General features: G+C 66.7%; 11 protein-coding genes and 3 rRNA genes. 12 read left to right on the top strand and 2 right to left on the bottom strand.

Going from position 1 to position 17,276, the window contains the following annotated elements; genetic code table 11:
* Positions 1-90 precede the first annotated feature (90 nt).
* Entirely contained in the window at positions 91-519 is a 429-nt protein-coding gene (locus OHA98_RS34360) for a metallopeptidase family protein (protein WP_266932533.1), read from the bottom strand.
* Between the two features lie 322 nt (positions 520-841).
* Here OHA98_RS34360 and OHA98_RS34355 point away from each other — a divergent pair, with 322 nt between their 5' ends.
* The 8 genes from OHA98_RS34355 (at position 842) to OHA98_RS34320 (ending at position 9,257) form a co-directional block, all read left to right on the top strand.
* On the top strand, positions 842-1,219 hold the full coding sequence (locus tag OHA98_RS34355) for a DUF3499 domain-containing protein (RefSeq protein ID WP_266931609.1): 378 nt from the start codon (positions 842-844) through the stop codon (positions 1,217-1,219).
* 58 nt (positions 1,220-1,277) lie between these two features.
* Entirely contained in the window at positions 1,278-2,648 is a 1,371-nt protein-coding gene (locus OHA98_RS34350; RefSeq protein ID WP_266931607.1) for a phosphomannomutase/phosphoglucomutase, read from the top strand.
* A gap of 290 nt (positions 2,649-2,938) precedes the next feature.
* Positions 2,939-3,121: a Trm112 family protein gene (locus OHA98_RS34345; protein ID WP_030927015.1), complete on the top strand. Its 183-nt coding sequence runs from the start codon at positions 2,939-2,941 to the stop codon at positions 3,119-3,121.
* A gap of 112 nt (positions 3,122-3,233) precedes the next feature.
* Complete coding sequence (locus tag OHA98_RS34340) at positions 3,234-4,370, top strand: SIS domain-containing protein (protein WP_266931606.1); 1,137 nt, start codon at positions 3,234-3,236, stop codon at positions 4,368-4,370.
* A gap of 105 nt (positions 4,371-4,475) precedes the next feature.
* A complete protein-coding gene (gene manA / locus OHA98_RS34335; RefSeq protein WP_266931605.1) occupies positions 4,476-5,648 on the top strand; it encodes a mannose-6-phosphate isomerase, class I in 1,173 nt (390 codons plus the stop codon).
* Between the two features lie 112 nt (positions 5,649-5,760).
* Entirely contained in the window at positions 5,761-6,741 is a 981-nt protein-coding gene (locus tag OHA98_RS34330) for a cation diffusion facilitator family transporter (protein WP_266931603.1), read from the top strand.
* A gap of 262 nt (positions 6,742-7,003) precedes the next feature.
* Positions 7,004-8,461 carry an adenosylhomocysteinase gene (gene ahcY, locus OHA98_RS34325; protein ID WP_266931601.1) on the top strand — a complete coding sequence of 486 codons (1,458 nt, stop codon included), beginning with the start codon at positions 7,004-7,006 and terminating at the stop codon, positions 8,459-8,461.
* 154 nt (positions 8,462-8,615) lie between these two features.
* Positions 8,616-9,257: a hypothetical protein gene (locus tag OHA98_RS34320; RefSeq protein WP_266931598.1), complete on the top strand. Its 642-nt coding sequence runs from the start codon at positions 8,616-8,618 to the stop codon at positions 9,255-9,257.
* Here the strand turns inward: OHA98_RS34320 and OHA98_RS34315 are convergent.
* Positions 9,254-10,237, bottom strand: coding sequence for an RDD family protein (locus OHA98_RS34315; RefSeq protein ID WP_266932531.1), 984 nt, complete (start codon positions 10,235-10,237; stop codon positions 9,254-9,256). The two genes, OHA98_RS34320 and OHA98_RS34315, sit on opposite strands and share 4 nt — an antisense overlap.
* A 117-nt stretch (positions 10,238-10,354) precedes the next feature.
* On the opposite strand from OHA98_RS34315, the gene OHA98_RS34310 reads away from it, so the two are divergent.
* The 4 genes from OHA98_RS34310 to rrf all read left to right on the top strand — a co-directional run bounded on the left by OHA98_RS34310 (position 10,355) and on the right by rrf (position 17,226).
* Positions 10,355-11,362: a stage II sporulation protein M gene (locus OHA98_RS34310; protein WP_266931596.1), complete on the top strand. Its 1,008-nt coding sequence runs from the start codon at positions 10,355-10,357 to the stop codon at positions 11,360-11,362.
* Positions 11,363-12,072: 710 nt separating this feature from the next.
* A 16S ribosomal RNA gene (locus OHA98_RS34305) occupies positions 12,073-13,598 on the top strand.
* 307 nt (positions 13,599-13,905) lie between these two features.
* A 23S ribosomal RNA gene (locus tag OHA98_RS34300) occupies positions 13,906-17,031 on the top strand.
* Between the two features lie 78 nt (positions 17,032-17,109).
* Positions 17,110-17,226 (top strand): 5S ribosomal RNA (gene rrf, locus OHA98_RS34295).
* Together the 16S, 23S and 5S rRNA genes form the textbook arrangement of a ribosomal RNA operon.
* Positions 17,227-17,276: the final 50 nt, after the last annotated feature.

The raw sequence follows: 17,276 nt of genomic DNA, 5'->3' as shown, positions 1-17,276 counted from the left end.
CGGGCGGTATTCCGCGTACGGGCGGGGACGCCGGCCCCGCCCGTACCGCCGCACCGGTCTTCGGACGGGCTCACCGCTCCCGGCGCGGAGTCAGTCCTGCCCGTACCGGGGGTCCACCGACTCGGGAGCCAGGCCCAGCAGGTCCGCGACCTGCTCCACGACGACCTCGTGCACCAGCAGCGCCCGTTCGTCGCGGCTCTTGGTACGGATCTCCACGGGGCGCCGGTAGATGACGATCTGCGCGGGCCGCCCCTTGGCGGCGGCCAGCGCACTGCCCAGCGGAACGGTCTCCTCCAGCGTGCCCGGCACATCGAGGACCACGAAGTCCACCTCGGCCAGCTGGGGCCAGCGCCGCTCCAGCCGCTCCACCGAGTCCTGGACCAGATCGCGGAACGTCTCCGCCCGGCTCACGGACAGGGGCACCTGGGGCGGGGCGACGGGCCCCCGCATGCCGCGGCCATGGCGGTCACGGCGACGGGGCCGCGGTTCGGACGGGCTGGGCGGTACGGGACTGTCCATCACCGACGCAGCGTAACCCTCCCCGGGGCGGGCGGAGAGCGACCGGGTCGCGGCCCGGCCACCGGTCCGCAGTTGACCGTTCCGGCCAAGGTTGAGCCCGTTTCCGGCCCCGAATCCGATCTCCGGGCCCTCGCCCGGCATCGGCTCCCCCTCCTCCGGGGTGAGCGGGGCGTTCCGGTCGCAGCACGCGCTTTCCCGTCATCGCGCAGGTCACGGCAGTCCCCCCGGGGACCTCTGTGCGGGAGGTCACAGCGCGACACGGTGGGGTGACCTGTGGGGGAGTCGTCGCAGCCCGCTCAAGAGTGCGGTACCGTCCAACATCGTGAGCCCTGTACGTCGCTGTTCGCGCACCGCGTGCGGCCGCCCTGCCGTCGCGACACTGACGTACGTCTATGCCGACTCGACTGCGGTCCTCGGCCCGCTCGCCACCTATGCCGAGCCCCACTGTTACGACCTCTGCGCCGAGCACAGTGAGCGGCTCACCGCGCCGCGCGGCTGGGAGGTGGTGCGGCTCTCCGACGGCTCCGCCCCCTCACGCCCCAGCGGCGACGACCTCGAAGCGCTCGCCAATGCCGTACGGGAAGCCGCGCGCCCGCAGGACCGCGGGCCGGACGGCGGGGGCCGGGGTCCCCGCTCCGCGGATCCGGTCGAGGTCGCGCGCCGCGGTCACCTGCGCGTACTGCGTTCCCCGGACTCCTGACCCCTCGGCCCGGCCGGGTAGTTTGGGCGCTCCGCCCCAACCCCCAGGAGGACCGGCCGTGGTTGCTGATCTGTCGCAGCTCGTGAAGGCGTACGACGTGCGCGGAGTGGTGCCCGACCAGTGGGACGAGCCGTTGGCCGAGCTGTTCGGAGCGGCGTTCGTCCAGGTCACCGCAGCGGACGCGATCGTGATCGGCCACGACATGAGGCCGTCGTCACCGGGTCTGGCCGGTGCCTTCGCCCGGGGCGCGGCGGCCCGCGGTGCCGATGTCACGCTGATCGGGCTCTGCTCGACGGACCAGCTCTACTACGCGTCGGGGGCGCTGGACCTGCCGGGGGCGATGTTCACGGCCTCGCACAACCCGGCGCGGTACAACGGCATCAAGATGTGCCGGGCCGGAGCCGCCCCCGTCGGCCAGGACACCGGGCTGACCGAGATCCGCACCCTGGTCGAACAGTGGTCCGAAAACGGTGCTCCGCAGATCCCCGCGACCACCACCCCGGGCACGGTCGGCGAGCGCGACACCCTGACCGACTACGCCGCGCACCTGCTGGGGCTGGTCGAACTCGACGGAATCAGGCCCCTCAAGGTCGTCGTGGACGCGGGCAACGGCATGGGCGGCCACACGGTCCCGACGGTCTTCGCCGGCCTCCCGCTCGACCTCGTCCCCATGTACTTCGAGCTGGACGGCACCTTCCCGAACCACGAGGCCAATCCCCTCGACCCGAAGAACATCGTCGACCTCCAGGCCCGGGTGCTCGCCGAGGGCGCCGATCTGGGCCTCGCCTTCGACGGGGACGCGGACCGCTGCTTCGTGGTCGACGAGCGGGGTGCCGGAGTCTCCCCGTCCGCGATCACGGCCCTGGTCGCCGCCCGCGAACTGGCCCGCAACGGTGGCGAGGGCACCGTCATCCACAACCTGATCACCTCCTGGTCGGTCCCGGAGGTGATCCGTGAGAACGGCGGAACCCCCGTCCGGACCCGGGTGGGCCACTCCTTCATCAAGGCGGAGATGGCCGCGCACGGCGCGATCTTCGGCGGCGAGCACTCCGCGCACTACTACTTCCGGGACTTCTGGAACGCCGATACGGGCATGCTCGCCGCCCTCCACGTCCTGGCCGCGCTGGGTGGCCAGGAAGGCCCGCTGTCCGAACTGGTCGCCCAGTACGACCGGTACACGGGCTCGGGCGAGATCAACTCCACGGTCGACGACCAGGTGGGCCGCCTGGCCGCGATCAAGGCGGCGTACGGCGACCGCGACGATGTCACGTTCGACGAGCTCGACGGCCTCACGGCCACGTCCGCCGACTGGTGGTTCAACCTCCGGGCCTCCAACACGGAGCCGCTGCTGCGCCTCAACGTCGAGGCGAAGGACGAGGAGACGATGAGGGCGGTACGCGACGAGGTCCTGTCGGTGGTCCGGGGCTGAGGGCCGTCCGGCGATCGCGCCCGCCCCGCGATGCCCGGCCCGCGATGCCCGGCCCGCGATGCCCGGCCCGCGCTGAGCGGCCCGCGTACCGAGCGGCCCGCGTACCGAGCGGCCCGTGCGCTGAGCGGCCCGTGCGCTGAGCGGTCCGCCGGGGAAGCCCCCCCCCCGCCCCCGCCCCCGCCGCGGACGCCCACGCCGGGCCGCGCCCCCGCCACCCCGGCGGTAGGCTGACGACGCCTGATCCACGCGAACCCGAACCGCTTGTTCGAACGCTCGAAGGGACTCACCCCATGCCGCTCGAAGCCGGCCTTCTGGAGATCCTCGCCTGCCCGGCCTGTCACTCTCCGCTCGACGACCGGTCGGCGGCCGACAGCCCGGAGCTGGTCTGCACCGGTACCGACTGCGGCCTGGCCTACCCGGTACGGGACGGCATCCCGGTCCTGCTCGTCGACGAGGCCCGCCGCCCCGCCTGACAACGAGCGCCGCGCGTACGGGGCGCGGGCGGGCGGCGCCCACCGCCGTACCCCGTACCCGTACCCCGGATCTCGCACCCCGCATCCGTTCGGTGATCGGAGGCCCACCACCATGCTCGACGAGTCGCTGCTCGACGCCCCGGAAGCCCTGGCCCGAGCCGACCGCCGCGGTCTGCTCCGCGGCGCCGCCGAGGCAGGTGCCCGGGTCCGTACCGCCGCCCGGCACGCCGCCGAGGCCGGCATCGGCAACCTGAACCCGGAGGGCAGGCCCCGCGCCGTCCTCGTCGCGGGACCGGGCACCGCCGCGTCCGGCGTCGCCGACCTGATCGGCGCACTGGCGGGGGCCGCCGCCCCGGTGACCCGTATCCGCCCCTCGGGCGTCGCCCCCGCCGCCGGAGCCCTGCGCTGGGCGCTCCCCGGCTGGGCCGGATCCGTGGACCTGCTGCTCATCGCCACGGCCGACGGATCCGAACCGGGCCTCGCCCTGCTCGCCGAACAGGCGTACCGGCGCGGCTGCACCGTCGTCGCGGTGGCCCCCACCGGCTCGCCCCTGCGCGAAGCGGTCGACGAGGTGCACGGCCTCGTCGTACCGATGGCGGCGGCCCCGCACGGCGAGTACGACGCGGAGACCTCGGCCGCCGGACCGGGCACCCTCTGGGCGCTGCTCACCCCGCTGCTGGCACTCCTGGACCGGGCGGGCCTGGTGACCGCCTCCGCCGAGGACCTCCAGAAGGTGGCCGACCGCCTGGACCGCACCGCCGAACGCTGCGGCCCGGCCATCGCCACGTACAGCAACCCGGCGAAGACCCTCGCCGCCGAGCTCGCCGACAGCCTGCCGCTGCTGTGGACGGAGGGTGAGGCCGCGGGCCCGGTCGGCCGCCGCTTCGCCGCCGTACTGTCCGAGCTCGCGGGCCGCCCGGCGCTCGCCGCCGAACTCCCGCAGGCGCTGCCCTCGCACGGTGCGCTGCTGGCCGGGGACTTCGCGGCCGGAGCCGACCCCGACGACTTCTTCCGTGACCGTGTCAACGAGCGCGAGACCCTGCGGGCCAGGGTCGTCCTGCTCCGGGACCGGCCCACCGGCGGCCTGAGCGCCTACCCGGCGGCGCGCGAACTGGCGCTCGGCCACGACACGGCTGTCAGCGAACTCGAACCGGAGGACGGCAGCGAGCTCGAAGCCCTGGCCGAGCTGCTCGCCGTCACCGACTTCGCCGCGGTCTATCTGTCACTCGCCGCGGTACCCGGGCCCTGACACCCCCGCTTCCGCGTGCCTCGACACGTCCTGCCGCGCCGTGCCGCGTCCGCTCGACACCGTTGCCCGACGAATCCCCTGACTCATCCCCCGAGGACGATCTCCATGGACAGGCTGTCCAACACCGTGCGCCCCTACGCCTGGGGCTCCACCACGGCCATCCCCGCCCTGCTCGGCGTCGCTCCCACCGGTGAACCCCAGGCCGAGATGTGGATGGGCGCCCACCCGGGAGCCCCTTCCCGTATCACCCGCCCCGGCGCCGACGGCGGGGAACGCCCCCTCACCGAGGTCATCGCCGCCGACCCCGAACGCGAACTGGGCCCGGCCGCCGTCGCCAGGTTCGGCCCCCGCCTCCCCTTCCTGCTCAAGCTGCTCGCGGCGGGCGCCCCCCTCTCCCTCCAGGTCCACCCCGACCTCGAACAGGCCGCCAAGGGGTACGCGGACGAGGAGAGCCGGGGCGTCCCGGCCGACGCCCCCCACCGCACGTACAAGGACGCCAACCACAAGCCCGAGCTGATCTGCGCGCTCACCCCCTTCGACGGGCTGTGCGGCTTCCGCCGGCCCGCCGAGGCGGCCGACGCGATCGAGGCCCTCGGAGTCGGCTCCCTCAAGCCGTACGTGGACCTGCTCCGCGCCCACCCCGAAGAGGCGGCGCTGCGTGAGGTGCTCACGGCGATCCTCACCGCCGACCCGGCGGAGATGGCGGACACCGTGACCGAGGCCGCGGCGGCGGCCGACCGGCTCGGCGGCGCCCACGCCCCGTACGCCCGGATAGCCCATCACTTCCCCGGCGATCCCGGTGTGATCGCGGCGATGCTGCTGAACTACGTCCAGCTCGAACCGGGCGAGGCCCTGTTCCTCGGCGCCGGTGTCCCGCACGCCTACCTCGGTGGCCTCGGCGTCGAGATCATGGCCAACTCGGACAACGTGCTGCGCTGCGGACTCACCCCGAAGCACATCGACGTCCCCGAACTCCTGCGCATCGTCCGCTTCGAGGCCACCGACCCCGACATCCTGCGCCCCGAGGCGTCCCCCTCCGGCGAGGAGCCGTACGAGACCCCGGCCGACGAATTCCGGCTGTCGCGCTACGACCTCGCGCCGGGCGCCGCACCCGTCGAACTGACCGTCGCCACCCCCCAGATCGTGCTCTGCACGGCCGGTGCCCCCCAGGTCGGAGACCTTGCCCTCGCCCCCGGGGAATCGGTGTTCGTACCGGCGGGCGAAACGGTGCAAGCTTCCGGAACCGGGACACTCTTCCGTGCCACCGTGGTGGCCTGACGTACCGTCCGCACCAACGACTGCAACAATGTGCCGCCGTAATACGCGGCCGTAACGGGCGGCCGCATGCGCGGCCGCCCGTGCCGCACCGAGGAAGGGACACCACGCACTCATGAGCGCGTCAGGCGGAACCAAGGCGATCGTGGCGGCGCTGGCAGCCAACCTCGCGATCGCGGTGGCCAAATTCGTGGCGTTCCTCTTCAGTGGCTCGTCGTCGATGCTCGCGGAGAGCGTCCACTCGCTCGCCGACTCCGGCAACCAGGGCCTGCTGCTGCTCGGCGGCAAGAAGGCCCAGCGCGAAGCCACTCCCCAGCACCCCTTCGGGTACGGGCGCGAGCGCTACATCTACGCCTTCCTCGTCTCCATCGTCCTCTTCTCGGTCGGTGGCATGTTCGCGATCTACGAGGGCTACGAGAAGATCAAGCACCCCCACGAGATCGAGGCCTGGTACTGGCCGGTCGGCGTGCTGATCTTCGCGATCATCGCGGAGAGCTTCTCCTTCCGTACGGCGATCAAGGAGTCCAACCAGACCCGGGGCACGCGTTCCTGGACGGAGTTCGTCCGTCGCGCGAAGGCCCCCGAGCTGCCCGTCGTCCTCCTTGAGGACCTCGGCGCCCTCGTCGGCCTGATCCTGGCCCTCGCGGGCGTCGGTCTGGCGCTGGGCACCGGCAACGGCGTCTGGGACGGCATCGGCACCCTCTGCATCGGCATCCTGCTGATCATCATCGCGATCGTTCTCGCCGCCGAGACCAAGTCCCTGCTGCTCGGTGAGTCCGCGGGCATCGAGGAGGTCGAGAAGATCAAGGCCGCCGTGGTCGACGGCGACACCGTGACGCGCATCATCCACATGCGTACGCTCCACCTCGGTCCCGAGGAACTGCTGGTCGCCGCCAAGATCGCGGTCCGGCACGGCGACACCGCCGTAGAGGTCGCCCACGCCATCAACGCCGCCGAGAACCGGATCCGCGAAGCCGTCCCGATCGCCCGGGTCATCTACCTGGAGCCGGACATCTTCAACGCGGAGGCCGCCGCGGCCGGTACCAACCCGGGCAAGCAGCCCGGTGGCCCGGCCCCGGAGGAATCCGGCCACTGAACCACCGACGTTCAGCCCCCGACGGCCCGGTGCACGCCCCGGTTACTTGAACGGACTGGGGCTCACTGGGCCGTTCGGTGTAGATTCGTGTGAGACACAGACGTCGCTGCTGATGGCGGTTGATCGGTCCGCATCCCTGTGGACCGGCCGAGGGACAGAGGGCCTCCGACGGACTGCACTGGTGAACGACCGGGCATTCGTGTGCCCGCCGTCGCAGAGCCAGCCCAGCCCACCCTCGACCCATCACGAGGAGCAGCCCGTTATGACGACGGTCGCCAATCGCCAGGACTTCAAGGTCGCCGACCTCTCCCTCGCCGCCTTCGGCCGCAAGGAGATCACCCTCGCCGAGCACGAGATGCCCGGTCTGATGTCGATCCGCAAGGAGTACGCCGAGGCCCAGCCGCTGGCCGGCGCCCGGATCACCGGCTCGCTGCACATGACGGTGCAGACGGCCGTGCTCATCGAGACCCTCGTCGCCCTGGGCGCCGACGTCCGCTGGGCCTCCTGCAACATCTTCTCCACCCAGGACCACGCCGCCGCGGCCATCGCCGTCGGCCCGACCGGCACCCCGGAGGCCCCGGCGGGCGTCCCGGTCTTCGCCTGGAAGGGCGAGACGCTGGAGGAGTACTGGTGGTGCACGGAGCAGGCCCTGACCTGGCCGAACACCCCCACCGGCGGCCCGAACATGATCCTGGACGACGGCGGCGACGCCACCCTCCTGGTCCACAAGGGCGTTGAGTTCGAGAAGGCCGGCGCGGCCCCGGACCCGTCGACCGCGGACAGCGAGGAGTACGCCTACATCCTCACCCTGCTGAACCGCACCCTCGGCGAGGCCCCGCAGAAGTGGACCCAGCTGGCGTCCGAGATCCGCGGGGTCACCGAGGAGACCACGACCGGTGTGCACCGGCTGTACGAGATGCACCGCGACGGCACCCTCCTGTTCCCGGCGATCAACGTCAATGACGCGGTCACCAAGTCGAAGTTCGACAACAAGTACGGCTGCCGCCACTCGCTGATCGACGGCATCAACCGCGCCACCGACGTCCTGATCGGCGGCAAGACCGCCGTCGTCTGCGGCTACGGCGACGTGGGCAAGGGCTGCGCGGAGTCCCTGCGCGGACAGGGCGCCCGCGTGATCATCACCGAGATCGACCCGATCTGCGCCCTCCAGGCCGCGATGGACGGCTACCAGGTGGCCACCCTCGACGACGTCGTGGCACAGGCCGACATCTTCGTCACCACGACGGGCAACAAGGACATCATCATGGCCTCGGACATGGCCAAGATGAAGCACCAGGCGATCGTCGGGAACATCGGCCACTTCGACAACGAGATCGACATGGCCGGCCTGGCGCAGATCGAGGGCATCGTCAAGGACGAGGTCAAGCCGCAGGTCCACACCTGGACGTTCCCCGACGGCAGGGTCCTCATCGTGCTGTCCGAGGGCCGTCTGCTGAACCTGGGCAACGCCACCGGCCACCCCTCGTTCGTGATGTCCAACTCGTTCGCGGACCAGACCCTGGCCCAGATCGAGCTGTTCACCAAGCCCGAGGAGTACCCGACCGACGTCTACGTGCTGCCCAAGCACCTGGACGAGAAGGTCGCCCGCCTGCACCTCGCCGCGCTCGGCGTCAAGCTCACGACCCTGCGCCCCGAGCAGGCCGCGTACATCGGCGTCGAGGTCGACGGCCCGTACAAGTCCGACCACTACCGCTACTGATCCCCTGCCCCCCCGGCGACCGCGTGCCCTCACCCACCGGTCGCCGGGAGGCCGACAGCCTCAGCGGCAGTTCCGAGCGCAGGCCCCCGCACCCCCGTGCCGGGGGCCTGCCCCGTTACCGCACCCGTACAGCCCGAGGAACCCGAAGGACCCCATGCCCCGCGGCCGGTATTCGCTCCACGATCTTCACGATCACACCCCCCTCGGCGAAGAACACTTCCACTGCGCCCCCGGCCCCTCCGGCTGGCGCTATGTCTCCCGGACCACGACCCCCTCCGGCGATCACCTCGGCTCCGTCGACCTGGCCCTCGACGAGCTCGGCCGCCCCATCCGTCTTGAGCTCCACGCGGCCGCCTGGCAGATCCGCGGCGCCGCCCTGGAAGGCGTCACCTGGGTCCGGACCGACCCGACCGGCACTCATGCCACCGAAGGCAATGTCCGCGCCCACACCTTCGCCGGCACCTCCCCCGCATTCCTCGTCGCCATGACGAGGCTCCTGCGCCTCACCCCCGATTCCCCGACGACCCGCGTCCGTGTGGTCACCTTCACGGATCCGGTCCTCGCACCTCGTACCGTCGACCAGTCCTGGGCCCTGGTGAACAGTGAAGCCCATGCCACTGACAATGGGCCCCTGACCGTGGACGAATACCAGGTCAGCGCCCTGGACACGGGGGAGCGGCACACGGTCCACCTCGCCGGTGACGTGGTCCTCGCGGCGCCCGGCATCGAACTCGAACACCTCGAAACGCCCCCGTCGCCGCCACCTCCGCCCCGCAGCGCGCCCGACTTCGGCTAACCGGGCGGGGCGAAACCGGTCGTGGGCGCCCCCACCGCTGTGACGGGACCGACGGCCGGTACGGGAGCGACAGCAGGTACGGGAGCGACAGCCGGTACGGGAGCGGCGGCCTGCGCCGGAGCAGTCGTGGGCACGGATGCCGCAGGAACCGCCGGGGCGACGACCGTCCCGGAACCGCCGGGCAGCACCGGCGCGAAGGGTGTTCCGGGCGGCGCGAACCCACCGGGCGGGACCGCGGTGAACACCCGCCTCGCATCACGCGACTGACGCTCGCCGACCACCCCGGCCAGATAGGCCGCCGCCGGAACACCGTGCGGAGCGGGTGCGCCGGTCAGCGCCACCAGCTCACCGGCCAGCCGTTCGGAGATCGTCCGGCCCACTTCGGGGTCGAGCTGGTGCATACGGGTCAGGTACTGACGGATCGCGAGCCAGAGACCGTCCGGGACCGCCGACAGATCCAGCTGCGCGAACCGGCCGGCCAGCCAGGGCGGAGGCGGCGGCACCGCGGCCGACCGCCCCGCCGGCACCCGCTCCCGCACGACGAGCGTCCCGGCGAACACATCACCGAGCCGCCGCCCCCGCGCGGAGGCCAGGGACGCGACGCAGGCCACGACCCCGAACGTCATCAGAATCTCGACCATCCCCATGGCTCCGCGCACCAGGGCGTGCCGGAACCTGATCGGCCCGCCATCGTCCCGGACCACGCGCAGCCCGCACGCCAGCTTCCCCAGCGAACGGCCATGGCTGAGGGTCTCCACCGCGACCGGCCCACCCACCAGCACCAGCAGAAAGGCCGCCACCCCGATCGCCGCGACCGCCGCCTCGTCCAGCGAGACCGCCGCGATTCCCAGACCGATCGACACCAGGACGAAGACGGTGACGACGACCACGAGATCGATCGCCAACGCCAGGGCCCGGCTCGGCAGCCTCGCCGGCCGCAATCCCAGAACGACCGCGTCCCCGGTCACCAGCTCGTTCATCGCCACCCACCCTTCGCCGACCTTCTCCGCCCCACCGGTGCACAGTCTGCCAAGCTGACCGCCAGCGCCGCAGTTGTACGGACCCGTACGCACCCATGCCTGGAGCCGCAGCCGATCATGGACCTCGACGTCTTCGTCACCGCCCACCGCACGGAGTGGGACCGCCTGGACTTCCTCCTGCGCCGCGGGCGCCGTCTGACGGGTGCGGAGGCGGACGAACTCGTCGTCCTCTACCAGCGCACCGCCACCCATCTCTCCCTGATCCAGTCCAGTGCCCCGGACCCCATGCTCACGGCCAGGCTCACCCAGCTCGTGGCCCGCGCCCGCTCGACGGTGACCGGCACCCGCAAGGCTTCCTGGCGCGACGCGGCCCGATTCCTCACCGCGGGCTTCCCCGCGGCCGTCTACCGCTCGCGCCACTGGTGGATCCCCACGGCGGTGCTCTCGACCCTCCTGGCCGCGCTCATCGGCTGGTGGATCGGCACCCATCCGGAAGTCCAGGCGGCGATAGCCGCCCCGGACGACCTGCGCAGCATGACCCGTCCGGGAGGGGAGTACGAGACGTACTACTCCAGCCACCCGGCCGCGTCGTTCGCCGCGCAGGTGTGGACGAACAACGCCCAGGCCGCAGCCATGTGCCTGGTACTGGGGGCGTTCCTCTGCGTACCGGTGATCGTGATCCTCTTCCTCAACGTGCTGAACCTCGGTGTCGGCATAGGGCTGATGTCGTCCGCAGGCCGCCTGGACACCTTCCTCGGGCTTGTCCTCCCGCACGGGCTTCTCGAACTGACAGCCGTCTTCGTGGCCGCAGGTACAGGGCTCCGTCTCGGCTGGACGGTGATCGACCCCGGTCCGCGTACACGCCGCGTGGCTCTGGCCGAGCAGGGCCGCGCCGCTATCGGCATGGCGGTCGGCCTTGCGCTGGTCCTCTTCGTCTCGGGCGTCATCGAGGGCTTCGTGACCCCGTCCGGCCTTCCGACCTGGGCCCGGATCACGATCGGTATCGCGGCTGAGCTGGCGTTTCTCGCGTACGTCTACGTTCTGGGCGGACGAGCCGCACGGGCCGGCGACACGGGCGACCTGGACGCGGTCGAACGCAGCGCCGAACTTCCCTCCGCAGCCTGACCACCGATGTGCGACCGCCCGCGCTGACCTGCTAGTCTCCTCCTCGCCCCCAAAAGCCGTTGACACGGTTGCTGTGGGGAGGTAGATTTAAACGGTTGCCTCGAACTGGACAAGTTCGAGCCCAACGGTTAGTGTCTGTCTCGCTCTGGGCAGGGAATTCACATTCCCGCAGAGCCAATCGATTCTCCTGCTTCGAATCTCATTTGAGCTGATTATTTCGGCTGAAATGTTTCTGGTAAGGTCGAATCAGCCGAAAGGCAAAGGCCACTCCGCAGGCCGCTGGAATCGAATTCGGACCGGAAACGGAACGGAAAAGAGTCTGGTAAAGTCGGACTCGCCGGAAAGGGAAACGCGAAAGCGAAGAACTGGAAAGCGAAAAAAGTTTGACCCGCTTCGACCGGGAATCGGACACGAAAGAGTCTGATAGAGTCGGAAACGCAAGAACGAAGGGAAGCGCCCGGAGGGCTCCGGTGAAACGGGACCGAAGGAAGCGTCCGTTCCTTGAGAACTCAACAGCGTGCCAAAAGTCAACGCCAGATATGTTGATACCCCGGCCTGCTTCGGCAGGTTGGTGGTTCCTTTGAAAGTCCTGCTTTCGAATCCCTGGTGGTTCGGGCAGGCAATTACACAGCGAGGACGCTGTGAACGACTGGTCTTATTCCGACCGGTCGTTCCGCTCTCGTGATGTGTGTCCCGATTACGGGAAAACATTCACGGAGAGTTTGATCCTGGCTCAGGACGAACGCTGGCGGCGTGCTTAACACATGCAAGTCGAACGATGAAGCCCTTCGGGGTGGATTAGTGGCGAACGGGTGAGTAACACGTGGGCAATCTGCCCTTCACTCTGGGACAAGCCCTGGAAACGGGGTCTAATACCGGATAACACTCCTGCCTGCATGGGCGGGGGTTAAAAGCTCCGGCGGTGAAGGATGAGCCCGCGGCCTATCAGCTTGTTGGTGGGGTAATGGCCTACCAAGGCGACGACGGGTAGCCGGCCTGAGAGGGCGACCGGCCACACTGGGACTGAGACACGGCCCAGACTCCTACGGGAGGCAGCAGTGGGGAATATTGCACAATGGGCGAAAGCCTGATGCAGCGACGCCGCGTGAGGGATGACGGCCTTCGGGTTGTAAACCTCTTTCAGCAGGGAAGAAGCGAGAGTGACGGTACCTGCAGAAGAAGCGCCGGCTAACTACGTGCCAGCAGCCGCGGTAATACGTAGGGCGCAAGCGTTGTCCGGAATTATTGGGCGTAAAGAGCTCGTAGGCGGCTTGTCACGTCGGATGTGAAAGCCCGGGGCTTAACCCCGGGTCTGCATTCGATACGGGCTAGCTAGAGTGTGGTAGGGGAGATCGGAATTCCTGGTGTAGCGGTGAAATGCGCAGATATCAGGAGGAACACCGGTGGCGAAGGCGGATCTCTGGGCCATTACTGACGCTGAGGAGCGAAAGCGTGGGGAGCGAACAGGATTAGATACCCTGGTAGTCCACGCCGTAAACGTTGGGAACTAGGTGTTGGCGACATTCCACGTCGTCGGTGCCGCAGCTAACGCATTAAGTTCCCCGCCTGGGGAGTACGGCCGCAAGGCTAAAACTCAAAGGAATTGACGGGGGCCCGCACAAGCAGCGGAGCATGTGGCTTAATTCGACGCAACGCGAAGAACCTTACCAAGGCTTGACATATACCGGAAAGCATCAGAGATGGTGCCCCCCTTGTGGTCGGTATACAGGTGGTGCATGGCTGTCGTCAGCTCGTGTCGTGAGATGTTGGGTTAAGTCCCGCAACGAGCGCAACCCTTGTTCTGTGTTGCCAGCATGCCCTTCGGGGTGATGGGGACTCACAGGAGACTGCCGGGGTCAACTCGGAGGAAGGTGGGGACGACGTCAAGTCATCATGCCCCTTATGTCTTGGGCTGCACACGTGCTACAATGGCCGGTACAATGAGCTGCGATGCCGCGAGGCGGAGCGAATCTCAAAAAGCCGGTCTCAGTTCGGATTGGGGTCTGCAACTCGACCCCATGAAGTCGGAGTTGCTAGTAATCGCAGATCAGCATTGCTGCGGTGAATACGTTCCCGGGCCTTGTACACACCGCCCGTCACGTCACGAAAGTCGGTAACACCCGAAGCCGGTGGCCCAACCCCTTGTGGGAGGGAGCTGTCGAAGGTGGGACTGGCGATTGGGACGAAGTCGTAACAAGGTAGCCGTACCGGAAGGTGCGGCTGGATCACCTCCTTTCTAAGGAGCATTTCTTACCGGGCCTTTTGGTCTGGTCAGAGGCCAGTACACCGGCGAATGTTCGGTGCTGGTTGCTCATGGGTGGAACGTTGACTACTCGGCACGACAGGTTGTTTTTCACTAGTACTGCTTCGGCGTGGAACGTGGGGAGGGATCGGTCGGGTCGGGCACGCTGTTGGGTATCTGAGGGTACGGACTCGTTTGAGTCTGTCCTTCGGTTGCCGGCCCCAGTGCACTCACCTGTATGGGTGGGGTGATGGGTGGCTGGTCGTTGTTTGAGAACTGCACAGTGGACGCGAGCATCTGTGGCCAAGTTTTTAAGGGCGCACGGTGGATGCCTTGGCACCAGGAACCGATGAAGGACGTGGGAGGCCACGATAGTCCCCGGGGAGCTGTCAACCAAGCTTTGATCCGGGGGTTTCCGAATGGGGAAACCCGGCAGTCGTCATGGGCTGTCACCCGCTGCTGAACACATAGGCAGTGTGGAGGGAACGAGGGGAAGTGAAACATCTCAGTACCCTCAGGAAGAGAAAACAACCGTGATTCCGGGAGTAGTGGCGAGCGAAACTGGATGAGGCCAAACCGTATGCGTGTGATACCCGGCAGGGGTTGCGCATGCGGGGTTGTGGGATCTCTTTTTCACGGTCTGCCGGCTGTGAGACGAGTCAGAAACCGTTGATGTAGGCGAAGGACATGCGAAAGGTCCGGCGTAGAGGGTAAGACCCCCGTAGCTGAAACATTAACGGCTCGTTTAAGAGACACCCAAGTAGCACGGGGCCCGAGAAATCCCGTGTGAATCTGGCGGGACCACCCGCTAAGCCTAAATATTCCCTGGTGACCGATAGCGGATAGTACCGTGAGGGAATGGTGAAAAGTACCGCGGGAGCGGAGTGAAATAGTACCTGAAACCGTGTGCCTACAAGCCGTGGGAGCGTCGCTGTATGTGCTTGCACATGCAGTCGTGACTGCGTGCCTTTTGAAGAATGAGCCTGCGAGTTTGCGGTGTGTTGCGAGGTTAACCCGTGTGGGGAAGCCGTAGCGAAAGCGAGTCCGAATAGGGCGATTTAGTAGCGCGCTCAAGACCCGAAGCGGAGTGATCTAGCCATGGGCAGGTTGAAGCGGAGGTAAGACTTCGTGGAGGACCGAACCCACCAGGGTTGAAAACCTGGGGGATGACCTGTGGTTAGGGGTGAAAGGCCAATCAAACTCCGTGATAGCTGGTTCTCCCCGAAATGCATTTAGGTGCAGCGTCGTGTGTTTCTTGCCGGAGGTAGAGCACTGGATAGGCGATGGGCCCTACCGGGTTACTGACCTTAGCCAAACTCCGAATGCCGGTAAGTGAGAGCACGGCAGTGAGACTGTGGGGGATAAGCTCCATGGTCGAGAGGGAAACAGCCCAGAGCATCGACTAAGGCCCCTAAGCGTACGCTAAGTGGGAAAGGATGTGGAGTCGCAGAGACAACCAGGAGGTTGGCTTAGAAGCAGCCACCCTTGAAAGAGTGCGTAATAGCTCACTGGTCAAGTGATTCCGCGCCGACAATGTAGCGGGGCTCAAGCGTACCGCCGAAGTCGTGTCATTCGTACATATATCCCCAACGGGAGTACGGATGGGTAGGGGAGCGTCGTGTGCCGGGTGAAGCAGCCGCGGAAGCGAGTTGTGGACGGTTCACGAGTGAGAATGCAGGCATGAGTAGCGATACACACGTGAGAAACGTGTGCGCCGATTGACTAAGGGTTCCTGGGTCAAGCTGATCTGCCCAGGGTAAGTCGGGACCTAAGGCGAGGCCGACAGGCGTAGTCGATGGACAACCGGTTGATATTCCGGTACCCGCTTTGAAACGCCCAGTACTGAATCAGGCGATGCTAAGTCCGTGAAGCCGGCCCGATCTCTTCGGAGTTGAGGGTAGTGGTGGAGCCGATGAACCAGACTTGTAGTAGGTAAGCGATGGGGTGACGCAGGAAGGTAGTCCAGCCCGGGCGGTGGTTGTCCCGGGGTAAGGGTGTAGCCCGTGTGGTAGGCAAATCCGTCACACGTATAAGGGTGAGACCTGATGCCGAGCCGATTGTGGTGAAGTGGATGATCCTATGCTGTCGAGAAAAGCCTCTAGCGAGTTTCATGGCGGCCCGTACCCTAAACCGACTCAGGTGGTCAGGTAGAGAATACCGAGGCGTTCGGGTGAACTATGGTTAAGGAACTCGGCAAAATGCCCCCGTAACTTCGGGAGAAGGGGGGCCATCACTGGTGATCCGATTTACTCGGTGAGCTGGGGGTGGCCGCAGAGACCAGCGAGAAGCGACTGTTTACTAAAAACACAGGTCCGTGCGAAGCCGTAAGGCGATGTATACGGACTGACGCCTGCCCGGTGCTGGAACGTTAAGGGGACCGGTTAGTGCACTTTCGGGTGTGCGAAGCTGAGAACTTAAGCGCCAGTAAACGGCGGTGGTAACTATAACCATCCTAAGGTAGCGAAATTCCTTGTCGGGTAAGTTCCGACCTGCACGAATGGCGTAACGACTTCTCGACTGTCTCAACCATAGGCCCGGTGAAATTGCACTACGAGTAAAGATGCTCGTTTCGCGCAGCAGGACGGAAAGACCCCGGGACCTTTACTATAGTTTGATATTGGTGTTCGGTTCGGCTTGTGTAGGATAGGTGGGAGACTTTGAAGCGGCCACGCCAGTGGTTGTGGAGTCGTCGTTGAAATACCACTCTGGTCGTGCTGGATGTCTAACCTGGGTCCGTGATCCGGATCAGGGACAGTGTCTGATGGGTAGTTTAACTGGGGCGGTTGCCTCCTAAAGAGTAACGGAGGCGCCCAAAGGTTCCCTCAGCCTGGTTGGCAATCAGGTGTTGAGTGTAAGTGCACAAGGGAGCTTGACTGTGAGACCGACGGGTCGAGCAGGGACGAAAGTCGGGACTAGTGATCCGGCAGTGGCTTGTGGAAGCGCTGTCGCTCAACGGATAAAAGGTACCCCGGGGATAACAGGCTGATCTTCCCCAAGAGTCCATATCGACGGGATGGTTTGGCACCTCGATGTCGGCTCGTCGCATCCTGGGGCTGGAGTCGGTCCCAAGGGTTGGGCTGTTCGCCCATTAAAGCGGTACGCGAGCTGGGTTTAGAACGTCGTGAGACAGTTCGGTCCCTATCCGCTGTGCGCGTAGGAATATTGAGAAGGGCTGTCCCTAGTACGAGAGGACCGGGACGGACGAACCTCTGGTGTGCCAGTTGTCCTGCCAAGGGCATGGCTGGTTGGCTACGTTCGGAAAGGATAACCGCTGAAAGCATCTAAGCGGGAAGCCTGCTTCGAGATGAGTATTCCCACCCTCTTGAAGGGTTAAGGCTCCCAGTAGACGACTGGGTTGATAGGCCAGATGTGGAAGCCCGGTAACGGGTGGAGCTGACTGGTACTAATAGGCCGAGGGCTTGTCCTCAGTTGCTCGCGTCCACTGTGTTAGTTCTGAAATAACGAACGGCCGTGTGTGTTCCGGTGTTGGTTAATTTCATAGTGTTTCGGTGGTCATTGCGTTAGGGAAACGCCCGGTTACATTCCGAACCCGGAAGCTAAGCCTTTCAGCGCCGATGGTACTGCAGGGGGGACCCTGTGGGAGAGTAGGACGCCGCCGAACAATTTTTCCGGGAAAGCCCCGTACCGCAAGGTACGGGGCTTTTCTGCGTT

The organism is Streptomyces sp. NBC_00654, from assembly GCF_026341775.1.
Taxonomy (GTDB): domain Bacteria; phylum Actinomycetota; class Actinomycetes; order Streptomycetales; family Streptomycetaceae; genus Streptomyces.
This window is presented reverse-complemented; position numbering and strand designations above follow the sequence as displayed.